Source organism: Streptomyces sp. L7 (assembly GCF_050990935.1).
Taxonomy (GTDB): domain Bacteria; phylum Actinomycetota; class Actinomycetes; order Actinomycetales; family Microbacteriaceae; genus Leifsonia.
In genome coordinates this window covers 4162316-4179765 of record NZ_CP194644.1, presented here as the reverse complement: position 1 = coordinate 4179765, position 17450 = coordinate 4162316, and the positions used below count along the sequence as shown (strand labels likewise).

The 17450-nt window shown below is 65.3% G+C and carries 18 protein-coding genes; 2 read left to right on the top strand and 16 right to left on the bottom strand.

Features of this window, described 5'->3' with window-relative positions:
- Positions 1–17 precede the first annotated feature (17 nt).
- Positions 18–701, bottom strand: a complete 684-nt coding sequence (locus tag ACR5MH_RS21195; protein WP_431348984.1) for a response regulator — start codon at positions 699–701, stop codon at positions 18–20.
- On the bottom strand, positions 698–1849 hold the full coding sequence (locus ACR5MH_RS21190; RefSeq protein ID WP_431348983.1) for a sensor histidine kinase: 1152 nt from the start codon (positions 1847–1849) through the stop codon (positions 698–700). The genes ACR5MH_RS21195 and ACR5MH_RS21190 overlap by 4 nt, the downstream gene beginning before the upstream one ends.
- 195 nt (positions 1850–2044) lie before the next feature.
- Here ACR5MH_RS21190 and phoU point away from each other — a divergent pair, with 195 nt between their 5' ends.
- Together phoU and ACR5MH_RS21180 are read left to right on the top strand one after the other, a co-directional pair.
- The gene (phoU, locus tag ACR5MH_RS21185) at positions 2045–2701 is read left to right on the top strand and encodes a phosphate signaling complex protein PhoU (protein WP_431348982.1); all 657 of its coding nucleotides are present in this window, start codon (positions 2045–2047) and stop codon (positions 2699–2701) included.
- Positions 2702–2911: 210 nt separating this feature from the next.
- Complete coding sequence (locus ACR5MH_RS21180; protein WP_431348981.1) at positions 2912–4819, top strand: hypothetical protein; 1908 nt, start codon at positions 2912–2914, stop codon at positions 4817–4819.
- A gap of 206 nt (positions 4820–5025) precedes the next feature.
- Here the strand turns inward: ACR5MH_RS21180 and ACR5MH_RS21175 are convergent, their stop codons facing one another.
- The 14 genes from ACR5MH_RS21175 to essB all read right to left on the bottom strand — a co-directional run bounded on the left by ACR5MH_RS21175 (position 5026) and on the right by essB (position 17384).
- The gene (locus ACR5MH_RS21175; RefSeq protein ID WP_431348980.1) at positions 5026–5325 is read right to left on the bottom strand and encodes a hypothetical protein; all 300 of its coding nucleotides are present in this window, start codon (positions 5323–5325) and stop codon (positions 5026–5028) included.
- Positions 5326–5375: 50 nt separating this feature from the next.
- Positions 5376–5675, bottom strand: coding sequence for a hypothetical protein (locus ACR5MH_RS21170; RefSeq protein ID WP_431348979.1), 300 nt, complete (start codon positions 5673–5675; stop codon positions 5376–5378).
- Between the two features lie 333 nt (positions 5676–6008).
- The gene (gene istB, locus ACR5MH_RS21165) at positions 6009–6809 is read right to left on the bottom strand and encodes an IS21-like element helper ATPase IstB (protein ID WP_431346168.1); all 801 of its coding nucleotides are present in this window, start codon (positions 6807–6809) and stop codon (positions 6009–6011) included.
- Entirely contained in the window at positions 6809–8017 is a 1209-nt protein-coding gene (gene istA / locus ACR5MH_RS21160; protein ID WP_431346167.1) for an IS21 family transposase, read from the bottom strand. The genes istB and istA overlap by 1 nt, the downstream gene beginning before the upstream one ends.
- Before the next feature lie 197 nt (positions 8018–8214).
- Complete coding sequence (locus tag ACR5MH_RS21155) at positions 8215–8514, bottom strand: hypothetical protein (RefSeq protein WP_431348978.1); 300 nt, start codon at positions 8512–8514, stop codon at positions 8215–8217.
- Positions 8511–8834, bottom strand: coding sequence for a TNT domain-containing protein (locus ACR5MH_RS21150; RefSeq protein ID WP_431348977.1), 324 nt, complete (start codon positions 8832–8834; stop codon positions 8511–8513). The genes ACR5MH_RS21155 and ACR5MH_RS21150 overlap by 4 nt, the downstream gene beginning before the upstream one ends.
- A 164-nt stretch (positions 8835–8998) precedes the next feature.
- Complete coding sequence (locus tag ACR5MH_RS21145; protein ID WP_431348976.1) at positions 8999–10408, bottom strand: hypothetical protein; 1410 nt, start codon at positions 10406–10408, stop codon at positions 8999–9001.
- Positions 10405–10668: a hypothetical protein gene (locus ACR5MH_RS21140; protein WP_431348975.1), complete on the bottom strand. Its 264-nt coding sequence runs from the start codon at positions 10666–10668 to the stop codon at positions 10405–10407. Before ACR5MH_RS21140 ends, ACR5MH_RS21145 begins: the two co-directional genes overlap by 4 nt.
- Positions 10669–10691: 23 nt before the next feature.
- Positions 10692–11009, bottom strand: a complete 318-nt coding sequence (locus ACR5MH_RS21135) for a hypothetical protein (protein ID WP_431348974.1) — start codon at positions 11007–11009, stop codon at positions 10692–10694.
- Positions 11002–11385 (bottom strand): DUF4176 domain-containing protein, encoded by a 384-nt coding sequence (locus ACR5MH_RS21130; protein ID WP_431348973.1) that lies wholly within the window; start codon positions 11383–11385, stop codon positions 11002–11004. Before ACR5MH_RS21130 ends, ACR5MH_RS21135 begins: the two co-directional genes overlap by 8 nt.
- Positions 11382–11837: a DUF4176 domain-containing protein gene (locus ACR5MH_RS21125; protein ID WP_431348972.1), complete on the bottom strand. Its 456-nt coding sequence runs from the start codon at positions 11835–11837 to the stop codon at positions 11382–11384. The genes ACR5MH_RS21130 and ACR5MH_RS21125 overlap by 4 nt, the downstream gene beginning before the upstream one ends.
- Positions 11834–12352 carry a hypothetical protein gene (locus ACR5MH_RS21120; protein WP_433862123.1) on the bottom strand — a complete coding sequence of 173 codons (519 nt, stop codon included), beginning with the start codon at positions 12350–12352 and terminating at the stop codon, positions 11834–11836. The genes ACR5MH_RS21125 and ACR5MH_RS21120 overlap by 4 nt, the downstream gene beginning before the upstream one ends.
- Positions 12349–16314, bottom strand: a complete 3966-nt coding sequence (essC, locus tag ACR5MH_RS21115; RefSeq protein WP_433862122.1) for a type VII secretion protein EssC — start codon at positions 16312–16314, stop codon at positions 12349–12351. Before essC ends, ACR5MH_RS21120 begins: the two co-directional genes overlap by 4 nt.
- Positions 16311–17384: a type VII secretion protein EssB gene (gene essB / locus ACR5MH_RS21110; RefSeq protein WP_431348970.1), complete on the bottom strand. Its 1074-nt coding sequence runs from the start codon at positions 17382–17384 to the stop codon at positions 16311–16313. Before essB ends, essC begins: the two co-directional genes overlap by 4 nt.
- Between the last annotated feature and the right edge of the window lie 66 nt (positions 17385–17450).

The window sequence follows — 17450 nt, the reverse complement described above, 5'->3', positions numbered from 1 at the left end:
CGCGGCGCCGGCCGCCGTCAGGCGTTGAACCGGTAACCGAGCCCACGCACCGTGACCAGCATCTGCGGGTCCGACGGGCTCTCCTCGATGCGCGAGCGGATGCGCTTGATGTGCACGTCGAGCGTCTTGGTGTCGCCGAAGTAGTCGCTTCCCCACACGCGGTCGATGAGCTGACCGCGGGTGAGCACGCGTCCGGCGTTTCGGAGGAGCAGCTCCAGCAGCTCGAATTCCTTCAGCGGCATGGAGATCTCGTTGCCCTTGACGGCGACGGTGTGCCGGTCGACGTCCATGCGGACCGTGCCGGCCTCCAGGACGCCGTCGTCTTCCAGCTCCGCCTCGTCCACGCGCCGGCGCAGGACCGCGCGGATGCGGGCCAGCAGCTCGCGCGACGAGTACGGCTTGGTGACGTAGTCGTCCGCGCCGAGCTCCAGCCCGACCACGATGTCCACCTCGGAGTCCTTGGCGGTCAGCATGATGATCGGGACGTTGGAGCGCGTGCGGATCTCGCGGCACACCTCCGTACCCGGGATGCCGGGGAGCATGAGGTCGAGCAGCACCAGGTCGGCGCTCCCACGGTCGAACTCCGCGAGGGCCGACGGGCCGTCTTCGGCGACGGTCACCTCGTAGCCTTCGCGCTTGAGCAGGTACGCGAGCGGCTCGCTGAGCGCGCCCTCATCCTCGACGAGCAGGATCGCTGTCACAGGTTCTCTCCAATCGGGGGACGGACGGTGGCCGCCTCGGGCAGCCGGATGGTGAAGGTGGAGCCGCGGCCGGGCTGCGACCAGACCCGGACCTCCCCGCCGTGGTTCTGCACGGCGTGCTTGACGATGGAGAGACCGAGCCCGGTGCCCCCGGTGTTGCGGGAGCGGGCCTGGTCCACCCGGAAGAAGCGCTCGAACACGCGGTCGAGGTCCTCCTCGGGGATGCCCTCGCCCTGGTCGGTGACGGCGATCTCGACCACGCCGTCGATCGTGCGGACGCCGATGCCGATCCGGGAGTCCTCCGGAGAGTACTGGATCGCGTTCGAGATGAGGTTGTGCACCGCGGTGACCAGCAGCGCCTCGTTGCCGATCACCGTCGCGTCCTTCTCTCCGCGCATCGCGATCTCGATCTGGCGCGACTCCGCGGCGACTTTGTTCTGATCGATGGCGGCCCGGACGACCTTCTTCGCCGAGAGCTCCTCGGCGTCGCCGAGGGCGTCGGCGGCCTGGAGGCGACTCAGCTCGATGATGTCCTGGGTGATCCGGGCGAGCCGGGAGGCCTCCTCGCTCAGCCGCAGCGCGAACCGGCGCACCTGCTCAGGGTCGTCGGAGGCGTCGTCCAGCGCTTCGGCGAGGAGGCCGACGGCGCCGATGGGGGTCTTCAGCTCATGGCTGATGTTCGCCACGAAGTCGCGGCGCACGGACTCCAGCCGGAACGACTCGGTGCGGTCCTCCGCCAGCAGCAGGATGTACCGGGAGCCCAGCCGCGCCACGCGCACGCTCAGGTGGATGTTGGCGTCGCCGAACGGTCCCCGCGCGAGCTCGCACTCCTCGGTGATCGGCTCGCCCGTGCGGCGGACCCGGTCGACGAGCTCGACGAGGTGCGGGTGGACGAGGGCGCCGTTCCAGACCAGGCCGATCGCGTGCGCGCCCGGGGACGCCTTGATGACGTTGTTGGACGGGTCGATGACGACGCCCGCGGACTCCATCGCGTCGAGCACCTGATCCACGCCGTCCGGCACCGCCGGGTTGGAAACCGCTGCCGCGTGGTCCCCGCGGCGCGCGGCGATGTGGAGGATCCAGACGAACCCCGCGCCGACGACCAGCCCCAGGCCGAGCGAGAGCAGCACCAACCAGGCGGAGTCCATACCCAAAGCGTAGGTGATGCGCGAGGACGCGCCGGGACCGATCAGGCTCTCCGCCGCGTGTTTTCGCGGGTACGTTAGACAGTGTTCAGCCCTACGGCACCGTCCGTTAACCTCCCGAAGCGACCATGCTGAACGGGGTCAGTACCGACCCCTGTATCCCGCGTGCCCGCGCACGCCCAGGAAGGACCTCATCCCATGCGCGAAGTTTTCCAGCAGGAGCTGGCCGACGTCCAGGACCGGCTGGTCCAGATCGCCGAGCTGGTCGTCCGCTCGATCCGCAGCGCCACGGAGGCGTTCAACGAGTCGGACGTGTCCCTCGCCGAAGAGGTGATCGCCAACGACCACCGCATCGACGAGCTCACCGTGCTCCTGGACGAGCTCTCGATCCAGATCCTCGCCCGCCAGCAGCCAGTCGCCCGTGACCTCCGCATCGTCGTGAGCGCGCTCCGCATCAGCGCCTCGCTGGAGCGGATGGGCGACATGGCCGAGCACATCGCCCAGCTCGCCCGCTACCGCTTCCCCGACAAGGTCGTGCCGAAGAGCCTGCGCTCGACGTTCGCCGAGATGGGCCGCCTCGACGTGCAGATCGCCGAGAAGCTCGCCGAGCTGCTCCGCACCCAGGACATGCGCATCGCCGACGAGATCCGCAACGACGACGACGACATCGACGAGCTGCACGCCAGCGTGTTCGACAAGGTGCTCGGCGAGACCTGGAAGGGGCAGGCCGTGGACACCGTCGACGCCACCCTCGCGAGCCGATACCACGAGCGCTTCGCCGACCACGCCGTCTCCATCGCCAAGAAGGTCCAGTACCTCGCCACCGGCGACTGGGCCCCGGAACTGGCCGGCTGACACCCCTCCCCTTCTTCTCGGAACCGCCGAGTACGCGAACAGTCCGCGTGCTCGGCGGTTCTGCTTTCTCCACGCCTCAGCTTGGATATCTGTCCTCGGATTTCAGAAACGTTAGGATGGGCGGGGCAGACAGCGATCTCGTGGGGAGAGGTGCACATGGCGGGGGCGTCAAGAGGAAAGCGCAGAGCGAAGCTCGTACGGTTCTTGTCGGTGCCCGTGCTGCTGGCGGCGCTGGTCGCCGGCTTCGTGATCCTGAACGACGATGCCGCCCATCGCGTCGGCGACTTCCGGCCGACGGTGGGCCTGGTGAACGAGGACCTCGCTGCTGAGTTCAACAGCGAGGAGTATGCGTTCGGCACCTCCTTCGTCGACCGCATCTCGAAGGACTCCGAGTACAACTGGACGGTCGTCTCCCGGCCCGTGGCGGAGAAGGCGTACAAGGACGGCTCCGTCGACGCCCTCCTCTACATCCCCCGGTCGTTCACGCACGACATCTTGACGCTCCAGGAGACCAGTCCGACCAAGGCGACGGTGGAGTTCCGGCTCCGGCACCAGCCGGACGTCAGCGCGGACCGGCTGCTGGAGAGCAGGATCCGCGGCATCGTCCACGACTTCAACCAGAGCGTCGTCACGATGTACTACGCCTCGCTCGCCGACAACATCGCGCAGGCCGACGGGCAGATGAGCGCCACACTCGGCATCCAGAAGGCGCTCATCGCGGCGCTCGCCTCGGAAGTGCAGGAGCCGTTCTCGGCAACGATGCCGACCTTCCAGAGCCTCATCGCGAGAGCGTCCGGGCTGAAGGATGTCGATGCCGCGACCGCCGAGGCGTACAGCTCCTACGCGAAGTCGATCTTGGATCTGCTCGCCGCCAACAGCGAAGCCCTCACCGGCAAACTGCCCGGCATCGAGGCATACGCCGAGCGGCAACGGGACATCGCCCAGATCAACGTGGACAACAGCAACCGGGGCATCGCTGACCAGGCCGAGTCCGACCACGGCTTCTACGGGACGCAGTTCGACGGCTTCACGACCGGCATGCTGTGCAAGCTCAACGGTCTCGACGTGGCCGACGCACCCGAGCCGTGCGTAGATGCGGGAGGCGCCGCTCCCCCGCACTTCCAGAGCCGGCTCGCCGAGCTCCGCCAGGCGATCGCGCAGTTCTCCGAGGGTCACGCACTTTCCCTCGCCGGCATCGTCGACAGCCTCGACCAGAGGATCACCAATCTGCGCGTCATCGAGTACCTGCTGAACCCGTCGGCGGCGCCGATCACTCCGCCCGTTCCCGGCAATGGGCCTCCACCGACTCCCCCGACGGCCCCGCCTGGCCTTGCCGTGCCTGCGGTGCCCCTGGACCCGGCCGTGCCGACCCATCCCGTCCACCCGGTGATCCTCCAGTTCCTGCACGATGAGATCGAGGCGCTGGAGGCCCTCCGGGACTCCCTCGACCCGAGCAGTGCGCCGGCTCCGCTGTTCGAGCCCGAGCTGACGAACCTGGACCTCTGGCACGCGGACATGCTGAACGCCGTCAAAGACGCCTCCCTGGTACCGAGCACCGTCAACAGCCTCGACGTCCAGGACTGGAGCACGTACACCCCCGACACCTCCGGGGTGTTCGTCGACACCAGCGATCAACTGACCGATGACATCACCGCGTTTATCACGCAATCGGCGGACACCAGCAGCAGGCTCACCACCGGTGCTACGGCTGTGCCCGACAACTCCAGCCAGTTCGAGGCCCTCCTCAAGAACTCGACGAGCACATCCACGGGCGCCGAGAGAGTATTCACCGGCGTCAACAAGCTGCTGTCCTCGGGCAACACGGGGCTCACCGAGAACGAGGCGTACTACGCCAACTTCGCCACAGTCCTGGCGAACACGCGGACGCCGGGCGTCGACCCCGGGAGCATCTACTCCTTCTTCTCGGCACCGATCGACGCGACGAACGTCACGCCGGAGCGGGCGAGCGTGGCGTCGGTCGCCGCCGACTCGACGGCCATGCTGGATCCGAAGTGGCTGGTCGTGTTCGCAGGCGGATTGCTCGTGGGAGGGTTCGCGATGGCGGTCGCCGGCGCGATCCGCAGGAGGAAGGTCCGGACCCTTGCGCGCCGCGGCTAAGGGACGACAGACGTTGAGTTGGAAGTTCGGGGAGAGCTTCGCGCGAAAGATGATTCGGGCTGACCACCGGCTGGACGAGCCACTGTTCGGAGCTATTCCTCGAATCAGCGACGACGAGCGCAAGGCAGAGTATTACCTCGAGCTCGGCAAAGACAGACGCAGCCAGCTCCTCAGCAACAGGGCGTTCCCTTCAAACGCAGTCGCGGTCATTCGGAGTTGCGCTGTGCATCCGGGTGCGCCTCAAGCCATTCGCGCTTCTCCTCATAAACGAGCTCGTAACCCTCGCCTAGCGTTCCAAGAAACTCCCGGCCATTCTTGCTAACGCGAAAGAAGCCGTCTCGGTCCCCCGATAGCCAGATTTCATAGAGACCGTCGCTTCTCGGGACGAAGTTGTTGATTCGTAGCGCAACGTCAGACGCGTCTTTCGAGAGACGAATGAGGTCTTCAGCGCCGGCTCTCGAGTAGCCGAGCGCTGACATGGCTGAAATGTACTGCTCGCGGTTCATGGAATGTCCTTACCGCCGATGATCGTCAGCGAGCGCGAACCCGGTCGCGGTCATTCGGAGTTGCGCCGTGCATCAGGGTGCGCATCAAGCCATTCGCGGACTTGGTCGTAGATAAGCTCGTAAGCCTCGCCTAGCGTTCCAAGAAACGGCCGGCCATCCTTGCTAACGCGAAAGAAGCCGTCTCGGTCCCCCGATAGCCAGATTTCGTAGAGACCGTCACCTCTTGGAATGAAGTTGTTTGTTCGTAAGACCACATCAGAGTCGTCCTTGGACAGCCAGATGAGGTCTTCCGCTCCTGCTCTCGAATATCGGAGCGCTGACATGGCTGCAATGTACTGCCTGTGGTTCATGGAATCTCCTCACCGCTGGCGATCGTCAGCGAGCTCGAACCCGGTCGCGGTCATTCGGAGTTGCGTCGTGCATCCGGGTGCGCATCGAGCCATTCCCGCTTCGCCTCATAAATGAATTCGTAAGCCTCGCCTAGCGTCAAAAGAAACTTCCCGTCATCCCTGCGAACGCGGCGGAAGTAATCTCGTTCGTCTGTGATCCAGATCTCGTAGAGACCGCCACCCCTCGGAACGAAGTTGTTTCTTCGCAAGACCACATCAGAGGCGTCCTTGGTGTCGACGCCGCTCGGATTCTGGACGGTTTCGCCGGGTGAAAAGTGAACGGTTGCGGGCAGTCTAGTTCTCGGTGTCGGCGGTGGTGGTGCGGATGCTGGGGAGGCTGTCGATGCCTCGGCCGCGGAGTCGGTAGCTGGCGCCTTTGAGGGTGAGGACGTCGGCGTGGTGGACGATCCGGTCGATCATCGCAGCGGCGACGGCCTGGTCTCCGAAGACGCCGCCCCAACCGCTGAAGGGCAGGTTCGAGGTCAGGATCAGCGACGCGTGTTCATAGCGGCTGGAGACGAGTTGGAAGAACAGGTTCGCGGCGTCTTGCTCGATCGGGAGGTATCCGACTTCGTCGACGATGATCAGCCCGTATCGACGCAGCCGGGCCAGTTCCTGCGGCAGCCGGCCGGCGCGGTGGGCGTCGGTGAGGCGGGTGACCCAGTCGGTCGCGGTCGCGAACAGGACCCGGTGTCCGTGTCGGGCGGCGACGATCCCGAGCGCGGTCGCGAGGTGTGTTTTCCCGGTTCCGGGAGGGCCGAGAAGGACGACGTTCTGCGCTTCCAGGAGGAACCCGCCGGAGGCCAGTTGAGCGATCTGTTGTCGGGCGGTCGGTTGGGCGTCCCAGTCGAAGTCCTCCAGCGTTTTCCGGGCGGGGAATCCGGCGGCTTTGATCCGCAGCTCTGCTCCGGATGCGTTGCGGGCGGACACTTCGCGTTCCAGGACGGCGGCGAGGTAGTCCTCGAACGACCAGCCGGAGTCCCTGGCCTGGTCCGCGAGTCGGGCCGCGGCATCGGTGATCCGGGGTGCTTTCAACGCGGCGGCGAGATAGGTGATCTGTTTGACCGCCTCGGCCGGTGAGCTCGTTGGGGGCATCAGATAACCTCCCCGGTCAGCCCGAACGCCCGGTCATAGTCGGCCAGGTCCCGGTGCAGATCATCGACCGGCCGAACCGGTCTGGGTTGCTGGAACTGCTTGCGCAGCCGGGCTGCGACTTGAACATGAGCCGGATCGGTGACCGTGGTTCCCCGCGCCCAGAGACGGGCATGGTCAGCGACGAGACGGCCGCCGGCGCGCACTCGCACCCGTTCCAGGTCGGCGCTGACATCGACCAGGCGGCCGATCACGGACGGGTCGACGGAGTAGTCAGTGGTGTCCAACCGGACGTAATAGTCCCGACCGAGACGGACCTGGTTGCGCCAGCCCAGATGCAGCGGGATCGGCGGCAATGGCAGCATGGCCGCCTGATCCGCCGCCAGCCTCGAGATCGGTGACGCGTTCGTGGTCCGCACCACCCTGGCATTAGCTCGTGTCAGCCAGTCGGCGAACTGGGTATTGAAGTCCGCCGGGGAGGCGAAGCTGCGCCCGGGCATGAAGGAGGTCTCGAACCATCGGTTGCGGCGCTCGACGATGCCTTTGGACTCCGGGTCTCGCGGCGGCAGCAACACCAGCCTGGTCGCCAGAGTCCCCATGAACGCGCTCACCCCTTCCGCGCGCCGGGGTCCGCGGCCGATGCCGGGCTCGTTGTCCCAGATCAGTCGACGCGGGACCGCGCCCAGCTGCTGGATCAACTCCCACGACCCCAACAGCAGGTCCTCCGTCTTCCGGGTCGGGATCATCCGCCCGGTGACGAACCTCGAGAATGCGGCCGTGATCACCAACACCGGCAACAAGCACGCTGTCCCGTCCTCGAGCGGGATCTTCTTCGGCGGGAACCACAGATCGCACTGGGCGGCATCGCCTGGCTCCCAGACCAGCCGGTCGGCCGGATCGATCCGACGATGCTCCGGCCGCAGCCGCTTCACGTTCTGACGGAACCACGACATCGATCCCGGCCACTCCACCCGTTCCGCGATCACCGTCGCCGGCAGCTCCGGATCCTCCGCCAGCAACGCCCGCACCCGGGCCTGGAACGGATCGAACGAGGTCGGCGCAGCCCTGCGCTGATACGTCGGCGGCGAATCAGAACCCACCGCCTTCCACACCGTCGTGCGCGAGATCCCTAACCGGTCGGCTATCCGGGCCTTCGGAACACCCTCCGCAGCGAGCCTCCTGATCAGCGCCCAATCCTCCAAAGTGATCACTCTCCAATCGTTGAGTGTTCACTTTTCAAGCGTCGATACCGTTCAGAATTCGAGCGTCGTCAACACTTGGACAGCCAAATGAGGCCCTCAGCCACCTCACGCGAGTAGCCGAGCGCTGACATAGCTGCAATGTACTGCTTACGCTTCATCGGTCTCCTACCGCTGGCGGTCGGCAGCGAGCGCCAACCCAGTCGCGGTCACTTGGAGTTGCGCTGTGCACCCGGGTGCGCCTCAAGCCCTTTGCGGACTTGTTCATAGATAAGCTCGTAAGCCTCGCCTAGCGTTCCAAGAAACTCCCGGCCATCCTTACGAACGCGACGGAAGTAGTCTCTTTCGTTTGCGATCCAGATTTCGTAGAGACCGTCACCTCGTGGAACGAAGTTGTTTCTTCGTAAGACCACATCAGTGGCGTTCTTGGACAGCCAAATAAGGCCTTCAGCATCCGCTCTCGAATATCCAAGCGCGGACATGGCCGCTACGTACTGCTCGTGGTTCATGGAATCTCCTTCAGGTATTTCCCGTCGACAAGTTCTTGGATGCCGTCAGGGAAGTGGTATTGGGTGCCCAGACCGGGTTGTTCGAACCCGGGCGCGATCTGACCCGTTCGCACATTCTCCGGTAGCGGCTTCAGAATCTCGTACCGAACAACCATCGCGTTCCCACCAAGCCGGTCCGGTGGCAGCGAAAGCTTGTCGAATGCCGTTCCCGGGGGAGCCGCAAAGTCGCCGTCGGCAGGCAGACCGGAGCTTTCTCGGAAGGTGATGCGTTCGAGTGTGTCACCGGGAGCGAGGTCGGCGGGTTTCGACATCCCGTTCATGAACCCGTCCGTGTGAGGCGGGTCGTCAGGCCATTTCCACGCAGGGCGGCCCTCGGAGTCGAACCCGTTGAGGTGCTTCTCCAGGAACCGGTCCCAGCCCAAACCGCCGGTCGGGTCGTACCCGGGAATATCCTTCGCCCGAGTCGCCTCCGTCAGCGCATCCTTCAGAGCTTGAACCTCGCCGACGGACCCTGGCGCCGGTGCGGGGAGTCTGGGCTGGACAGGTGGGGGAGCTTGGCCGGTTTCACCAGCCCGTCGGCCATTCCGCCCATCTTGGCGACCGGGCCCCCTTCCCGGGCAAGCTTCGCGGCCGCCGCGCCCGGGATGATCAGCCCGGCCACCTCGCCGACCACCTGTCCGACTGCGAACTTGTCCCCACTGGCTATCCGGCCTACGAATCCGGACACCTGCTGCCACAACGCGTCACGCGCAGCCTGGTCGGTGGCAAGCGCGGTAATCCCCACCCCGATCTGTTGCACGTTCAACTGCGCCATCCCGGTGACAGCATGCCCGGCCCCCGACAGGAAGCCGCCCACGTACTGCCAATCCCCGCCCCAGTCCGCGACCGGCCGCGCGACACTCGCATCCCACCACTGGCCGGCCATGCCGGCCAGATCCAGCTCGTTGCCGGTGGCGGCGATCGAGACGTGGTTGATCGCGCTGTTGATCCCACCCACCAGTAGCGTGCCGCCGATAGCGGTCAGGCCCAGCGAGAACCCGGCCGTGAACGGGGTCAACCCCAACCCGATCGCGGTCACAACCGCGCCGGTGAGGATCTGCAACCCGTCCCAGATCAGATCTGTCAGCGCCTGCTCCCGCCGGGCCGCGTCGACGTCCTGGGCGTACTTGTCGAACATGTCCTTCCAGCCTTCGGAGGCGACCTGTTGGTTCGCCTGGCAGTACTCGAACATCCCGGTCGTGAGTTCACCCAACCGCGCCAGGGTCAGGTCGAAACTCCCCGCCGTGTACGACCGGCCTCGCCCGACCGTCAACGACCCGAGGTTCTTCAGAACACCCTTCAGCTCAGCGATCAGTTCGCGGACCTGGTTGAAGCCGGGATCTGACGCCTCATACGCCTCCCAGGTCTCCTTCTGCATTCTGGCGATGGCCCGCATGCCCTCGAAGTCCTCGACCGCAGCCCCCGCTGCACGCGCACCAGCGCCACCCAACGACACCAGATGTCCCGCTCCCGCAGAGATCCGCGTGAGCTCCGTCTCAAACCCGCGCAACCGGCCCAACCCCGTATCCAGCTGGGTCAGGTGGGCGTCGAACTCGTCTGCGACGAGCCGGAAATCCCCATCCGTGTCGACCTGGGCATACCCCGCCCAATACACGCCGATCGCGGTCTGGAACGTTGAGACACCCACCAGAAGCGACCGCGCGACCGGGACCTGAACCTCCCGGATATACGCACGCATCGCATCCGCACCCACACCACTGATCTGGTTCGACGCCGCTAAAGCCTCCAACCCCTTCACCAGCTCAGACAACACCTCAACCCGATGTGCAAGCCCCTCCTGCAACCCCGGCGACGACGCCTGCCACGAATCCGCAGAAAACTCCACAACACTCACTTCCGAGCATCCTCACGATCCTGGACCTCGATATTCACGCCGAACTTCTGGAATGCGCCGGTGTCGTTCTGCGCCAACACCCCGAACCCCGCGATCACGGTCGACAGATCCGCGTAAATCTCCGACACCGCCTTCGCGCCGGGGACATTGAGGTTGTCGCCGCGTTCCCAACCGTCCTTCGTCTCGGCAACACGAGAGGTGAGCGTGGATACCTTCCGCGCCTCCTCGTTAAAACCCTTCTGAATGCTTCTCGTCGCCATGACCTATCGCCTCCTCACACCACTCAGTCCAGGGCTATCGCGATGGCCTGCACCGAAAGCAAGGGGTGCTCGATCGGGTTGATTGAAAACGCCAGACTGCGCTGCTTGCTCTTGCACTCACTGATCGCCTGCCCGATCTGCTCGCTGATGCGGTCGAAGTTCGACTTGGCCACATCGAAACGGTTCGTGAACCTCGTCCGCTTCTGACCCGCCCACACCGCCCGGCCGGCGTCTTCGTAGGTGCCGACGCTGAAGTCGCGCACATCACCTCGCACCCGCTCGAGCTGGTGGATGACCGCTTCCAGCTCCCGCACCCTCGCCAACGCCTGCTCGTCACTCATCGTCATCACCCAGATCACGAACACCCGCGAACGGGTCATCGTCGATCACCACCGGGGCAACAGGTGCGGCGACGACCTGCTCACCGCTAGCGCCCTGCTGGAACTCGGCGTGCGCCCCCTCAAGGATCTCGAGTACGAGTTCGTTGTCGGCATCCGAGTAGCCCTCGGCCACGACCTTCGAAATGTCGTCCCGGTTGAAATACGCGACGTTCGTGTCGATCATGCCTTCCGGGTACAGGAACGCCCCGTAGTCGAAGAACTCGCCCTCCACGATCGAGCCGCGGTTGACAACCAGCAGCTTCTTCACCGACCCCTTCAGAATCACGACACTCCCCAGCGGGAGGAACGATCGAGTCTCAGGCTGGTCCTGGGTCATGCGCGTCTTCCTTTGCTTCGTAACTCACTGAACGGGTCTTTCATGTTCATCACCGACCCCACGGACGCCGGCGCCTCGGTGCGCGCCGGCGGCGGCGCAAGTGCGGTGACAGCCGCAGGCTTGGTGAGGTCCACCGTCAGATCCGGCTCCTCGTCAGGAGGCGGCTTCTTCGCTGGCGGTGTCTTCGCGTTGTCGAGCTGCTCTCTCGCGAACACCGCATCCTTCGCGTCCTCATGCCCGCGGTGAACGACCTCCGCGATCTGGGTCTGTCGGATCACGATCTCCCGCACACCCGCGCCCGCCCCCTGGGGGTGCCGCACGCCCTTGTAGCCGGCGAGGAATCCGTCGTCGTCCAGCTTTTGGAGACCTCTCGCGACAATGACGTAGATGGCGTCGTCGTCCTCGATCGTCACGGCACTCCCCAACGGAAGCAGCTCCGGGATCTCGCTCATACCGCCGCCCCGCTCTGCTTCGGGAGCTTGATCTTCTCGAACGTGCTGCCACCACGGACCACGAAAAACGGCTCGTCGGTTCGCGGCTCGGGCTCGCTCGAAATCCCCAAGCTCTTCACCAGGGCACTGTCGTAGGCCCGCGCCCCCACCAGCCCGCTGAACTTCAGCTCCCTGATGAGCTTCGGCACCGGGTCGAACGATTTGGCGATGTAGTCGTGCCTGCTGAAGATCACGAAATCCAGGCCTGCTTTGAAGGTGTTCTTCAGTGCGAGCGCGAAGTCTTCGGGCTTCACTCCGGTCTTGGCGATGAAATCCCCCAGATTCGCCACAACGAGCACCGTGTGAGCACCCAGGTCCTTCTTCTTATTGAGGTTCAGGTACGCGACGATTCCCGCGACAAGCTGATTGGCGTCGTTCTTGCTCGTGATGTAGCTGAAGTTCGCCGGCAACGAAGTCGCCTCCAACGCCTCCTCGAAGCTCTCGTCGAAATCGACGATCAGGAACTCCGCGCTCACCCGCGCCCCCTGAGAGAGCAGAACTTCCTGGAAGAGGAGTTCCTGTTCATCGTCCCGCGCTGCGAACAGGAAGTACGGCTGCGAACGGGGCACGAACCCGAGTGCGTTCGTCGTAGCCTTCGACAGCCCCAACGGCGTCCCGCCCACGGCTCTGAGGTCACGCACCGAAGCGAACTCACCGAACGCCGAGGGGTGAGCTCTCGCGGCACCATCGGAATCCGCTTCGGCTTGTCGCCCGCCCACGCGGCGTCGACCGCCGCGACGCGCGCTTCGAGTGCTGAAAGGGTTTCCGAGCCGTTCTCACCCGGCACCGGCAGGTAGAACTGGATCGCGGTCGGCGCATCGACGAGCAGCTGGCCTCTGCCGGGGGCGTCGACCTGCAGCAGCCGCTCTCGGCCCATGAGTTGGCCCAGCTCGCTCTCGTCGTTCAGGTAGAGGCACAGCCTCGTGGAGATGTTGCTGAGCATGTTGACCCGCACCGCTCCCACTCGGCTCGCGCTCAGCACGACGTACACCCCGAGCGCAGCGCCCTCGCGGAGCACCTGCAGAAGCAGGTTGTCGATCGAGTCCTTCCTCCGGTCATCGCCCGTGAGGTTGTCATATCCGTCGAGCACATTGACCACGATCGGCAAATCCCGCGCCGTCTTCGCCGTGTACTGCTCGATATTCGCGACCCCCGCCTCCTTGAACTGTTGCTTACGGGTCGCGAGCAGGCCCGCAATCGCGTCCAGCATCTTCCCGAGCTTCTCGCCCTCTTCGAGCGTGACGATATCGGCGACATGCGGAAGGTCCTTCAGGGGCAGAAGCCCGTTGTTCCCGAAGTCGATGAGATTCACGTGGACGCGCTCGGGCGTGTTCGCCTTGGCGAGATTGACCACGAGCGTCTGCAGCACTGTCGACTTGCCGTAGCCGGGGCTGCCGAACAACACGGTGTGCCCAGCCTTCAACAGATCGAAGTCGTAGTTCTCCTGCGCCTGCCGGCTGGGGATGTCGAGCAGGCCGAGCGGCACACTCAGGCCGGCGCCTGCCGCCGGCTCCGGAGTCGGGATGTTCTCGCCCAGACTCGGCAACCACGGCTTGTCCGGCTGCGTGAGCGCGTCGTCGCCGTCGAAGATCTGAGCGATGGTGTCGATGACCGCCTCCAGCTGCGAGGGCAGTTCGCTTGTGTCCTTGCCCTGCTCGACTTCCTCGTCGGGGTCGAAGAACAGCTCGTACTGGCCGAGGTCGTTGATCTTGTAGATCCGCTCGTCCACCTTCTCGGTGACCTGCGCGTCAGGATCGTATGGGACGCCGGCGTAGCCGCTCTGGAAGAGCTCGTACACCTCGTTCTGCCCGACCTTCAGGTAACCGCGGCCCGGGTTGGTGATGTGTGCGGCGTCCGTGGTCTTCAGCAACTCGTTCGAGTCTTGCTCACCGGCCATCTTCAGGGCGATCTTCGATGTGGAGTTCGCCTCGATCTGGTCGTTCACCACACCACTCGGCTTCTGCGTCGCGAGGATCAGGTGCACCCCGAGGCTCCGGCCGATGCGTGCGACCGAGGTCAGTTCGTCCAGGAACTCCGGGACGTTGGCCTTCAGCTCGGCGAACTCGTCCGACACCAGGACCAAGTGCGGCAGGGGCTTCGTCGGGTACTTCATTTCCGGCTTCGGGTCATGGCGCTGCTTGTACAAGGTCATGTACGCGTTGATGCTGTTCACGCCGTAGATCGCGAACTCGCGCTGCCGTTTGTCGAGCTCCGCCTTGATGCTCGCCAGCGCCCGGGCCGTGCCCGCGCCATCGAGGTTGGTGATGGCGCCCATGAAGTGCGGCAGCCGATCGAGCGTGTTGGCGATGCCGCCGCCCTTCCAGTCGATGATGAGCATGCCCACGTCCTCCGGCGAGAAGTTGATCGCCAGACCGATGAGGTAGGTGGTCAAGAACTCCGACTTGCCCGACCCCGTCGTGCCGCCGACCAGCGCGTGCGGGCCGTGGGCACGCTCGTGCAGATCCCAGTGGACGTGATCGGACTTGCCGCGCCAGCCGATCAGCGACGAGATGGACTTGTTCGGCTCGGCTCGCGCCCAGCGGTCGGCGATCGTCAGCTCTTCGACGGTCTTCACCTCGTACTGTTCCAGCAGGCTCAGCGCCTCCGGGATCGCGTTCTTCTCGACCTCTACGTGGTTCAGATTCGAGAGCCTGCGGAGCGAGTGCTCGAGGTCCTGGGGCGAGACGTACGGCGTGAACGGCGTCGCGACGTACACGCTGTTGTCCGTAACGAGTTCGCCCTTCACCTGGTGCGGCGCCTGGATGAGCGCGGTCACCGTCTCGGGCAGCAGCTTCGCGTCCTCGCTGCACCAGATCACCGTCACGCCCAGCTCGCTCATGTCCTCCGCGAGCAGCTCGTTGATGCCGTGGCCGGCCAGGTGGCGGTCGTCGGAGATCGTGAAGAGGTAGTGCGGTGCGAACTGGGGCTTCTGCGTGCCCGCGTCCTTCAGCGCCTGCTTGCGCTTCTGGAGAAGTTGGTAGAACCCGTTCAGCACCACGTCGCGCAGCTTGTCGTTGTAGATCAGACCCCGCATGTTCAGCTCCTGCAGCGTGAAATGCGGCAGCAGACGCCACGCGCTCCAGGTCTGCGTGTACGCCTCCCGCGAGAGCAGGCTGATGAAGTTCACGTCCCGGTAGGAGTGGAAGAAGGCCGTCTGGAACAAGACCGATTGCAGGTAGTCGGTGACGACGGCGGGAGGGCCGACGATTCCGAGCGTCTGCCCCGCCAGGCCGATCGGAGTCGGCGAATCGCGCTGAGTCCGGAACCCCGACGCGAGGTCGGACACCTGCTGCGCCTCGGCGGTCGCGTCCTTCTCGCTCACGTCGGAGGACACTGAGAGCGCCGAGGGGCGATCGGACAGCCCCAGCGAGACGCGGAGGAAGTCCTTGTTGAAGCGCTGCCGCTCGTAGATCCGCGGGTCGTACCGCTCGACCATGGCCGCGAGCTCCTGCGGGCTCGGCTGCTGGTAGCGCAGCACGTCGCGCTCGTCGTCGTACGCCTTGGAGACGCCGGCGACGGTGCGCACGAGATACCGGGTGTAGTCCTCCTCGGACTTCAGCGCGGTCGCCTTGGACTCCCGCCGCTCGGTGACGTACTGCGACACCGTGAACGACGCCGTCAGCAGGGTCGCCAGGCCCATGCCGAGCATCATTGCCGGATTGCTCCCGATGACCAGCGTCGTCACTCCGGAGGCCACGATCATGAAGAACGGGGGCACCACCATCCGCAGGAGCCGGTTCTTCGGCTTCGCGCCCGGCTTGTCGGGCCCCTGCAGGGTGAACTCGGCCTCCTCGACCTCCAGGTTCAGCTTCGGGGATCTCCGGTACTCGGGGAAATCCGCCGGAAACTCCCGCTCCGGCGGCTGCACCAGCAGCTTCGTGCGATCGAAGTCCACATCCGAGCCGAACGTGGTGATCTTGTACTGCGCCGGCCGCTTCTCGAGGATGAATCCCGCGGTCAGGACCACCGTGCCGACGTCGAGGTCGCAGATCTGCCGCCCGGCGACCGCGACGCCGTCGATGTACACGAGCTGGCCACGTGCCTCGACGATCAGCGAGTCCTCCTGCACGATCAACGTCGGCGAGCCCGCTGCCCGGATGCTGGCGTAGGGGACGTCGCCGATCACGAGGTCGCTGCGCGCATCTGCGACGAAGCACTCGGTACGGGCGTCCGCGGCGGGCACCACGACGCATTCCAGCGTCCCGACGGTCCTGTGCCCGGCGCCGATCAGATCCCCGTCGACGTAGAGGGCATCGTTGATCACGCTGAACTTGTGCCCGTCATGCTCGACGAACGGGTGCTCTTCGGTGAGCGTCAGCCTGACGGCACTCCGGCCGTCGACCACGTACACGAGGAACAGCAGCTGACCCGGCTCGAGCCGGGAATCGAGGGCCGGACCCTGAGCCCCGGCGAGTTGCTCCGTCTCGAAGACGCTCATTCCGCTGCCGCCGTGTCGCTCGTGCCCTCCAGCTTGGCCGTCAACTGGTCGATCGCCTTCGCGTACTCGTCCAGGAGCTTCTGCTTCTCACCGCCGGCCATCCGGGAGTCGAGCTTCGTGGACTGGTAGAGGTCGGTGTAGGCGAGCAGGGTGAGCTGGTCGTCGCCGAGGTTCTGCGCGTAGTCGAGGGCTTGTTCGAACTCACCGCGGCCGATGGCGATCCAGTAGTTCAGGGTCACGTCGTCGGACTTCTGGGAGATCGTGTTCAAAATCGCCTGCTTCTGCGTGGCGGTGAGGTCGTCCAGGTTGACGCTCGACACCGCGAGCACATACTTCGCGGACGCCGGCAGGGAGGTGGCCGCGAAGCCTTCCAGTTCCGTCAGCGCACCGCCGTAGTCGTTCGCGAGGAAGCGCGCCTGGGAGGCCACGACCGCGTCCTGCAGCCGGTTGTGATCCGCGGTCTGCCACGCGAACACGCCGGCGACCGCCGCCGCCGCGAGGCCGAGCGCACCGACGAGGCGGTACCCGGCATACCGGCGCTTCGGAACACTGACCTTGCGAGCCGCGACCTCCGCCTGCTCGTCTTTCAGCTGCGCGTCGATGAACGCGAACAGCTCGTCGGCTGTCGTCGCCTGCCGCACCGCCACCGAGAACTTGTCCTGCAGTGCCGCAGCCCCGTCGAGGAGCTGCTCGAAGGCGAGCTTCGGACGGAAGACGTGCAGCACCATCGCCTGCAGCGAGGCGAAGAAGTGCGTCTCATCGAACGCCATCGGGGCGAGCATGCCCTGGAGGCCGCAGTGCACCACGCGGAGCAGGCCGCCGTTGAGATACACGTTGTCCGGATGGATCACGGGCACTCGGAAGCCGTCGCGATAGCCGACGCACGCCACGAGCTTCTGGGCCAGCGACAGCCGATCGAGGCGGGTCCTGGCCATGCCGACGGCGTCCCCGAAACTGACCTCGCCGTCTGCGAGGTCGTAGGCGAGCTCGAGTCCGGTGTCGGTCTCGTGCGCGTCGACGTAGCGGGAGATCACATCGAGGCTCCCACCCTGGTAACCGTTCTTGTCCACGCTCGCGTGAATCCTGCCGGAGCTCGCCTCGAGCTCGAGGACCGTTCCGTCTATCTCAATACGCAT

Excerpts from the sequence above, each read along its gene's own strand:
- ACR5MH_RS21190 (WP_431348983.1), bottom strand. The coding sequence starts at position 1,849 with ATGGACTCCGCCTGGTTGGTGCTGCTCTCGCTCGGCCTGGGGCTGGTC.
- phoU (WP_431348982.1), top strand. The coding sequence starts at position 2,045 with ATGCGCGAAGTTTTCCAGCAGGAGCTGGCCGACGTCCAGGACCGGCTG.
- ACR5MH_RS21175 (WP_431348980.1), bottom strand. The coding sequence starts at position 5,325 with ATGAACCGCGAGCAGTACATTTCAGCCATGTCAGCGCTCGGCTACTCG.
- ACR5MH_RS21170 (WP_431348979.1), bottom strand. The coding sequence starts at position 5,675 with ATGAACCACAGGCAGTACATTGCAGCCATGTCAGCGCTCCGATATTCG.
- istB (WP_431346168.1), bottom strand. The coding sequence starts at position 6,809 with ATGCCCCCAACGAGCTCACCGGCCGAGGCGGTCAAACAGATCACCTAT.
- ACR5MH_RS21155 (WP_431348978.1), bottom strand. The coding sequence starts at position 8,514 with ATGAACCACGAGCAGTACGTAGCGGCCATGTCCGCGCTTGGATATTCG.
- ACR5MH_RS21150 (WP_431348977.1), bottom strand. The coding sequence starts at position 8,834 with ATGAACGGGATGTCGAAACCCGCCGACCTCGCTCCCGGTGACACACTC.
- ACR5MH_RS21140 (WP_431348975.1), bottom strand. The coding sequence starts at position 10,668 with ATGGCGACGAGAAGCATTCAGAAGGGTTTTAACGAGGAGGCGCGGAAG.
- ACR5MH_RS21135 (WP_431348974.1), bottom strand. The coding sequence starts at position 11,009 with ATGAGTGACGAGCAGGCGTTGGCGAGGGTGCGGGAGCTGGAAGCGGTC.
- ACR5MH_RS21130 (WP_431348973.1), bottom strand. The coding sequence starts at position 11,385 with ATGACCCAGGACCAGCCTGAGACTCGATCGTTCCTCCCGCTGGGGAGT.
- ACR5MH_RS21125 (WP_431348972.1), bottom strand. The coding sequence starts at position 11,837 with ATGAGCGAGATCCCGGAGCTGCTTCCGTTGGGGAGTGCCGTGACGATC.
- essC (WP_433862122.1), bottom strand. The coding sequence starts at position 16,314 with ATGAGCGTCTTCGAGACGGAGCAACTCGCCGGGGCTCAGGGTCCGGCC.